This is a genomic window from Pedobacter sp. 01N416, from assembly GCF_056399685.1.
Window position 1 is genome coordinate 1 of sequence record NZ_JBFTRT010000383.1, and the last position, 7,626, is coordinate 7,626.

The 7,626-nt window shown below is 39.7% G+C and carries 5 protein-coding genes and 1 pseudogene; 4 read left to right on the forward strand and 2 right to left on the reverse strand.

Translation table 11 applies throughout. The features are described 5' to 3' along the window. Positions 1-1,948 (reverse strand): annotated as a pseudogene (locus tag AC1DND_RS19410) (hypothetical protein); the annotation flags it as partial. A 449-nt stretch (positions 1,949-2,397) separates the two neighbouring features. Here AC1DND_RS19410 and AC1DND_RS19415 point away from each other — a divergent pair. The 4 genes from AC1DND_RS19415 to AC1DND_RS19430 are packed head-to-tail and all read left to right on the forward strand — an operon-like array spanning position 2,398 to position 6,681. Beyond that, on the forward strand, positions 2,398-4,401 hold the full coding sequence (locus AC1DND_RS19415) for an alpha-L-arabinofuranosidase C-terminal domain-containing protein (protein WP_477584113.1): 2,004 nt from the start codon (positions 2,398-2,400) through the stop codon (positions 4,399-4,401). 16 nt (positions 4,402-4,417) lie between these two features. Next, on the forward strand, positions 4,418-5,431 hold the full coding sequence (locus AC1DND_RS19420) for an alpha-N-arabinofuranosidase (RefSeq protein WP_477584115.1): 1,014 nt from the start codon (positions 4,418-4,420) through the stop codon (positions 5,429-5,431). Between the two features lie 22 nt (positions 5,432-5,453). Continuing rightward, positions 5,454-5,741, forward strand: coding sequence for an alpha-L-arabinofuranosidase C-terminal domain-containing protein (locus AC1DND_RS19425; protein WP_477584121.1), 288 nt, complete (start codon positions 5,454-5,456; stop codon positions 5,739-5,741). Positions 5,742-5,745: 4 nt separating this feature from the next. Next, positions 5,746-6,681: a glycoside hydrolase family 43 protein gene (locus AC1DND_RS19430; RefSeq protein ID WP_477584117.1), complete on the forward strand. Its 936-nt coding sequence runs from the start codon at positions 5,746-5,748 to the stop codon at positions 6,679-6,681. A gap of 332 nt (positions 6,682-7,013) precedes the next feature. Here the strand turns inward: AC1DND_RS19430 and AC1DND_RS19435 are convergent. Next, positions 7,014-7,626, reverse strand: a 613-nt coding sequence (locus tag AC1DND_RS19435; RefSeq protein WP_477584119.1) for a DUF6805 domain-containing protein, incomplete at its 5' end; no start/stop codon positions are given.

Consider the following 7,626-nt stretch of genomic DNA (forward strand, 5'->3'; position numbering starts at 1 on the left):
AAACGGTGGTACGTAAATCTTTATTTGGTGTTGCCGGACTGCTGTAATTTGGCGAATAAAAAGTTCTTGCGGCATAATAACCGTTTAAATTTAGGTTTAGCAAGTCTAAATTTGGTCCGCGCAAAGCCTCATCCTTTAAATTAAGGCTGATGAGGTACACATCTTTTCCGGTACTGTTTAATAAATGCTGAATTCTAACCTGATTAATCTGATCCATGGTTAAACTGTAGTAATCTAAGCGTTCGGTAAAGAGTTCCTGCCTGTTGTTTACTTTAATAACCGGCCTAACTTTTTTTCCATTGGCGATAAAGGTGACTCCTTCATTACCCAAACTATCGTTTTCTTCCGCTGGATAACTTCCTTTAGCCTTTGTTAACAGAAAATGTTCCAATCCCTTGTAAGAATAATCGGCTGCTGTAATGTTGAAAACTTCCTCGGGATACCCAAATGAGGTAAGTACATCCTGAAACAGAACCACCTTGTTATTCTGGGCGGMCTTAATTTCAATATCGTTTAAACTGATCGAATCGCCAAACTTGTAAGTGCGGTTATAATCCATGCGTTTACCGATTTCTACGTTCAAGGTGTTCGAAATTCCAGGTGAGATCGTTTTTAACGGCGCTAAATTTAAAGGTTTAATCAGCGTATCGATCTGTAGCCAGCCACCCTTTTTCCCTTTATCATCTTTTGATGAAATTTTTACCGTTTGATTGCCATACCAACTCATCAAATACGATACAATATCATTTCCATCATCTGGAATAAGTCCATCAACAGCAGCTAAGGAAAATGCTGTTTTAGCTGGCTGACCAAGAAAATTGGTCGCTTTTACCTTAATAACCACTTTCTCTCTTGGTTTATAAGCTGCTTTGTTTGGGCTTATTGAGAAATTGACCTTATTTTCGTCTTGTATAAAAATAAGCCGTTCACAATTAGGCCTGTTCTGGTCATCTAGCAGGGTTATGCTTGCAATACCATTCGGAAAACCTTTTGTTGGGATAGATACCGATACTATAGCTTTACTTAATTTGATCGATCCGGAATAAATATTATCGCCTGCATGTTTAATTACAAGCGAAATGCTTTTATCCTTCAACTCGCCGAACATTAACTCGTTGGCACTGATACTTGCTTTGATATTTAAAGAATCAGTAGTAATATGTAATGAGAGGCCTTTTTTAAGGCTTAAGGGCATTTCCGACGAAAATTTTTCTTTGCCATAAAATCCCTCAACCTTATATTTTTCATCCGTTTTGGGTGTAAAAGCAAAAATGCCCATGCCCGCATCGGTACTTTGAAAAGTAGTTACAGTATCTCCTTTTGATGAGATTACACTTCCTGTGGCTTTAATCCCATTGCCAATGTCATCATTGGTTTTAAAGGCTACAATACTGGTTAATCCTTCAACCAGCGAACCGCCCTCCGGGAAAAAGGCTATCGATTTTTTCGAATTGGAAACATCGTTTTTCTTGACCGGATTTCGGGTAAAATAAGAAGCGTTTTCAATAATGTTATTGCTAATGTGGATCCGTTTTTGAAAAACAAAATCATCGCCAAAGTTTCGCATCCAATTGGTGTAAGCCCTAATGGCGTACCAACCAGAAGGAATAGAATCTTTTAATTTAAAATCTCCCTTTCCCAGTCCACCATCCAACCTGATCATTTTCCGGTCTAAAACTTCCGATTTTGGCGAAAGCAGCTCCACATATAAATTATTGCTGGTAGCGGTTAAATTGCTACTTTTTCCATTTACCAAATAGGCGCTAAACCATACATCTTCGCCAGTGCTGTAATAACTGCGGTCTACCTGTAGGTATGATTTCTCAAAAAAGAGTTTAACCGATTGTTTATCTGTAGCTTTTTGTTGCGCCGAACCACAAAGTGTTGCTGCACTTAAAAAGCCAAGCAAAGTATATTTTTTAAGATTCATAATTCTTTTATCAAGCATGTGAACCAGCTATTTTGCACATAAAAGCCCTACGGAATAAAATAGTCAATATTTGAATATTGAAGAAATGAAGGCTCATCATGTGTTATTGGTTAGCGGATCATAACAGCCGTTGGGTAGCAGCCATTAAATGATTCATGTCGAATGTAAATAGTATATCTTTAAGGCGCATCCTGTAGTATCCTGCTTTTTGACGATGACAATATGTTATAAGAAAGATTTTAAAGGTTTCTGCTCAATAAATTTTAAACATCAAGTAAAAAGTTACTTTACTAAACCCTTTTACTACCTCAATCCATATTTGAGATACTTGTATCATTTTCCCCGATGCTAAGATTGTAGAATTTACCAACAAAATCGTTGATGAATAAAAAAATAAATGTTTAGATAACGTTTATTATTTTAAATATTTTACTTTTACCATTAGGATCTTCCAAATATTAAACCGTATGAAATTAAATTACCCTGTAAAAAGTGTGTTTTCGGCATGCCTGGCATATGCAACAATTGGAATCGGGTACACTCCCGAAGTACAGGCACAAACTGCAAAAGTGATCAAAGTTAAAACAGACCACTCCATTGCCAAGGTGCAACCTAATATGTGGGGCGTTTTTTTTGAAGACATCAACTTTGGTGCTGATGGCGGCATTTATGCCGAACTGATTAAAAACCGCTCATTCGAGTTTGCAAAACCGCTAATGGGTTGGTCCATTCAACGAAAAAGACCACAGGAAGGTGAAATTTTGGTGGTAAACCGCAAGGAAGTAAACACCGCCAATCCAAGATACTTACAGGTAAAAAAACAAACTGACGATTTTGAGTTGATAAATGAAGGATTTAAAGGTATCGGCGTAAAAAAGGGGATGCGATATGATTTTTCTGTCATGTACCGTCAGGCAAAACCTGGTGTTAGGTTGACATTACTCTTAAAGGCCGCAGATAATAAAGTTATCGGACAGGGAAGATTAACCCCAGATCAGACCGGTGGCGATTGGAAAAAGCAATCAGCAAGTTTTACTGCGACAGAAACCGATCCAAAAGCCAGATTTTCGATTGTGTTTCAGGGAAATGGAAACATTGATCTGGATATGATTTCGCTGTTTCCAGGCGACACCTGGAAAAACCGCCCACAGGGATTAAGGGCCGATATGGTACAGTTATTAGCTGATATGAAACCGGGTTTTATCCGTTTCCCTGGTGGCTGCATTGTAGAAGGCACCGATCTGGCCAACCGTTATCAGTGGAAGAAAACCATCGGCCCGATCGAAAACAGGCAATTGATTATGAACCGCTGGAATATTGAATTTGCACACCGCCCCGCACCTGATTATTACCAGAGTTTTGGTTTGGGTTTTTTTGAATATTTCCAACTGGCAGAAGATATAGGCTCTGATGCGCTACCAATACTAAATTGCGGCATGGCCTGTCAGTATAATTCAGCCGAAGTAGCGAGCCTTGATGAACTCGATCCTTATGTTCAGGATGCGCTGGACCTGATCGAATTTGCCAATGGCGATGTAACAACCAAGTGGGGGAAAATGAGGGCAGATCTTGGTCATCCAAAACCTTTCAATTTAAAAATGATGGGGGTTGGAAACGAAAACTGGGGACCACAGTATTTGGAAAGGCTAGCAATTTTCACCAAGGCCATAAAAGCCAAATATCCTGATTTTAAACTGATCAACAGTTCTGGTACCGGTCCGGATGGCGACCGTTTTGACTTATTGAATACTACTCTAAGAAGCAATAATGCCGATTTTATTGATGAACACTATTACCGCCCTGCTGATTGGTTTTTGAAAAATGCCGGCCGTTACGATAACTACCCAAGAAACGGATCGAAGGTTTTTGTTGGCGAATATGCGGTCCACGCAGACAATAGTATAGTTGGAAGTAACCGCAACAACTGGCAAAGTGCTTTAGCTTCAGCTTCATTGATGACAGGCTTAGAGCGCAATGCCGATGTGGTACAGATGGCTTCTTATGCGCCGCTTTTCGCCCATATTGATGCCTGGCAATGGGCACCCGATATGATCTGGGTAGATAACCTAAAATCGTACGGAACACCTGATTATTATGTACAGAAACAATTTTCTACGAATAAAGGAACCGATGTAGTTTCGGTTACGCTTGATGAAAAGAATATTATCGGCCAGGATGGCCTTTACGCATCTGCGGTAACCGATCAGGCAAAAAAAGAACTGATCATTAAAATTGCCAACAACTCCGATCAGGCGCAAAACATTGATTTCGACCTGGAAGGGAAAATGAAACTAAAAAGTAAGGCCACCAACGAGGAAATAGCGAACAGTAACCTAAATCAACTCAATTCTTTCGAAAATCCTGAAGCGGTTAGCCCACAAAAAAGTACTATTAATTTAAAAGGCAAAAAGCTCAACATCACTTTAAAACCTTATTCTTTTAACGTTATCAAAATTCCATTTAACCAATAGATTTAACGAGATCATGATGAAAAAACTTATCTTATCTGCGGCTGTATTCTGCAGTTCTATTTTAGTGCATGCACAAAGCGAAACCCAGTTAACCATTAAACCAGCAGGCGATCAGATAGTGAGCAAGCACATTTACGGTCATTTTTCCGAGCATTTGGGCCGCTGTATCTATGATGGCTTTTGGGTGGATGAAAACTCGACTATTCCCAATAAAGGAAGAATCCGTTTAGATATTGTAGATGCTTTAAAGAAGATAAAAGTTCCAAACCTGCGTTGGCCAGGCGGCTGTTTTGCCGATGAATACCATTGGAGAGATGGCATAGGGCCGAGAAATCAACGTCCGAAAATGGTAAACACCAACTGGGGCGGCGTAACTGAAGACAATAGTTTTGGTACACACGAATTTCTAGACCTCTGTCAGATGCTCGATTGCGAACCTTACATTGCAGGTAATGTAGGCAGCGGAACCGTTGAAGAAATGGCCAAATGGGTAGAATACCTGAACTTTGATGGTGTAAGCCCGATGACGGCCATCCGCAGCCAAAATGGTAGAGAAAAACCCTGGAAAGTGTCTTTCTGGGGTRTGGGTAACGAAAGCTGGGGTTGTGGAGGAAACATGACGCCTGCTTATTATTCTGATTTATACCGCAGGTACGCCACTTATGCACGTAATTATCCGGGCGCTCCGCTAAAAAGAATTGCCAGCGGTGCAAATTCCGACGATTACAACTGGACAGAAACCTGCATGAAAAACATCGGCAACCAGATGTGGGGATTAACTTTACATTATTACACCATTCCAACAGGAAACTGGGGCAAAAAAGGATCGGCTACCAAATTTGATGAAGCACAATACTTTTCGACCATGAAAAACTGTTTAAAAATGGAAGAACTGGTAACCAAACACTCAGCAATAATGGATAAATACGATCCAAAAAAGAAAGTGGCTTTAGTGGTTGACGAATGGGGAATCTGGACGGATGTAGAACCTGGAACCAAAATATCTACCGATTGCCTTTACCAGTCCTGATTATACTGTAGGCGATCAAAAAATTCCGGCTTTAAATGTTTCTGCTTCTCAGGATGCAAGTGGTGTAATCCATATCTCATTGGTGAATTTAGACCCAAATAAAAAAATTGCCTTAAGCACCGTTTTAGATGGGTTAAAATGGAGCTCGGTTACAGGACAGATTTTAACCTCAGCCAAACTTACCGATGTAAATACGTTTAGCGATTCGAATAAAGTACACAATGCAAAATTTACTGGTGCAAAAAAATCAGGAAATTCGCTTAAAGTTGAGTTGCCTGCGCAATCAGTTGTGGTACTCGAATTAAAATAAAATGATGAAAAAACTCATATACCTTTCTATAATCTTACTATCGGCTTTTTTTAATGCTCAGGCACAGTCGAAAAAGGAGGTTTATCTCTTCGCCTATTTCAAAGGTAATGGGGAAGACGGGTTGCATCTGGCCTATAGTAACGATGCATACAAATGGACCGCGCTTAAGAATGATCAATCGTTCCTTACGCCTACGGTAAGCAAAGATAAATTGATGAGAGATCCTTGTATTATCCGAGGGGCTGATGGCTTATTTCACATGGTTTGGACAGTAAGCTGGAAAGATAAAGGTATCGGTTATGCCAGTTCGAAGGACCTGATTAGCTGGAGCGAGCAGCAGTTTTTACCAGTAATGGCTAAGGAAGATGGTGCGAGAAATACCTGGGCTCCTGAAATCACTTACGATAGCCGCACCAAGACCTATATGATTTATTGGGCTACAACCATTACGGGTAAGTTTAATGAAACAGCCTCAACAGAAGAAAGCGGTTACAATCACCGTATGTATTACGTTACAACCAAAGATTTCAAAAATTATTCGGAAACCAAACTGCTTTACGATCCGGATTTTAATGTGATTGATGCCACTATTGTAAAAAACGGGAAACAGTTTATCATGTTTTTAAAAGACGAGACCCGTGAGCCCGCTCAAAAGAATATCAAAATGGCTTATGCCGATCAATTGATTGGTCCTTACAGCAAAGCGGGAAATCCAATTACGGGAAATTATTGGGCTGAAGGACCAACAACCTTAAAAACCGGCAATAACTGGATGGTGTATTTTGATAAGTACCGCGACCATAAATATGGCGCAATCCAATCTGCAGATTTAAAGAACTGGACCGATGTTTCTGATAAAATCTCCTTACCGAAAGGTTTACGACACGGAACCATATTAACAATTAAGGAAAAAGAACTCGAAATCTTATTAAAGCAATAGGAGTTAAGAAAGCGAAATAATACCTGATTCTCCGTGGTCTGTGTCCGCACAGACCACTTCTACGTATCGTCCTGCTGAACTTGTTTCAGCATCTATAATACTTGATATAAAACTTTCTCAAATAAGATCCTGAAACAAGTTCAGGAGGACGATCGCCTTTAGATTCATCATCATTTCGATCACCATTCCCTGGTCTGTGTCCTCACAGACCTCTTATATTCATGGATAAGATTTCTCTCCCGAAAGTTCGGGACTGCACTTCAGTCGAAATGACGCCTTACATAATAGATCCTGAAACAAGTTCATGAGGACGGACCACGAAAATCAGTCCTCTATCTCAGCAACCTCACCTCATATATATTTGCAATAGCTGATCCCTGATTGGCAGCAAATTTTACTTCTAAATCTGCTTTTAATAGCTCTTTTGGGATTTGGTATTCCTGTGTATAAAAAGTATCACCTTTGCTTCCATCCAGCTTTACATTTTCAATTACAACACCATTAATCAAAATAGAAAAGTTTTTATTCTTTTCTTTTCCGTAAAAAGTTAAGCTCAGCTTATTTGCCGATAAATCTTTGTTTTTAAGCACATAACTAAACCATGCTTTTCCATTTCTAAAATGCCTTTCCTGATAAGTTCCATTGTCGGTTTGCTCGCCCTTAAAATTGTGATCTGATTCTGGCTGCTGCTCTCCAGTGTTGATCAGATCGACGGTTTGCTGTTCCGTTTTCATTTTTTCTTCTTCTGCCAGCTTAATCGCCTTTGCACGCTCTGGCAATGCCTCTGCGCTGCTGTAGGGGAAATAAACCACATACCGCTTTTCGGCCAGGGTGTAAAAAGGAACCAATTTTAAAGATTTGTATTTTGGCTGATAGATCGCATTTTGAGCACTGAAGGTTAAACTGTTTTTATCAATCAAAGTAATTTCATTTGCTAAGGTATTT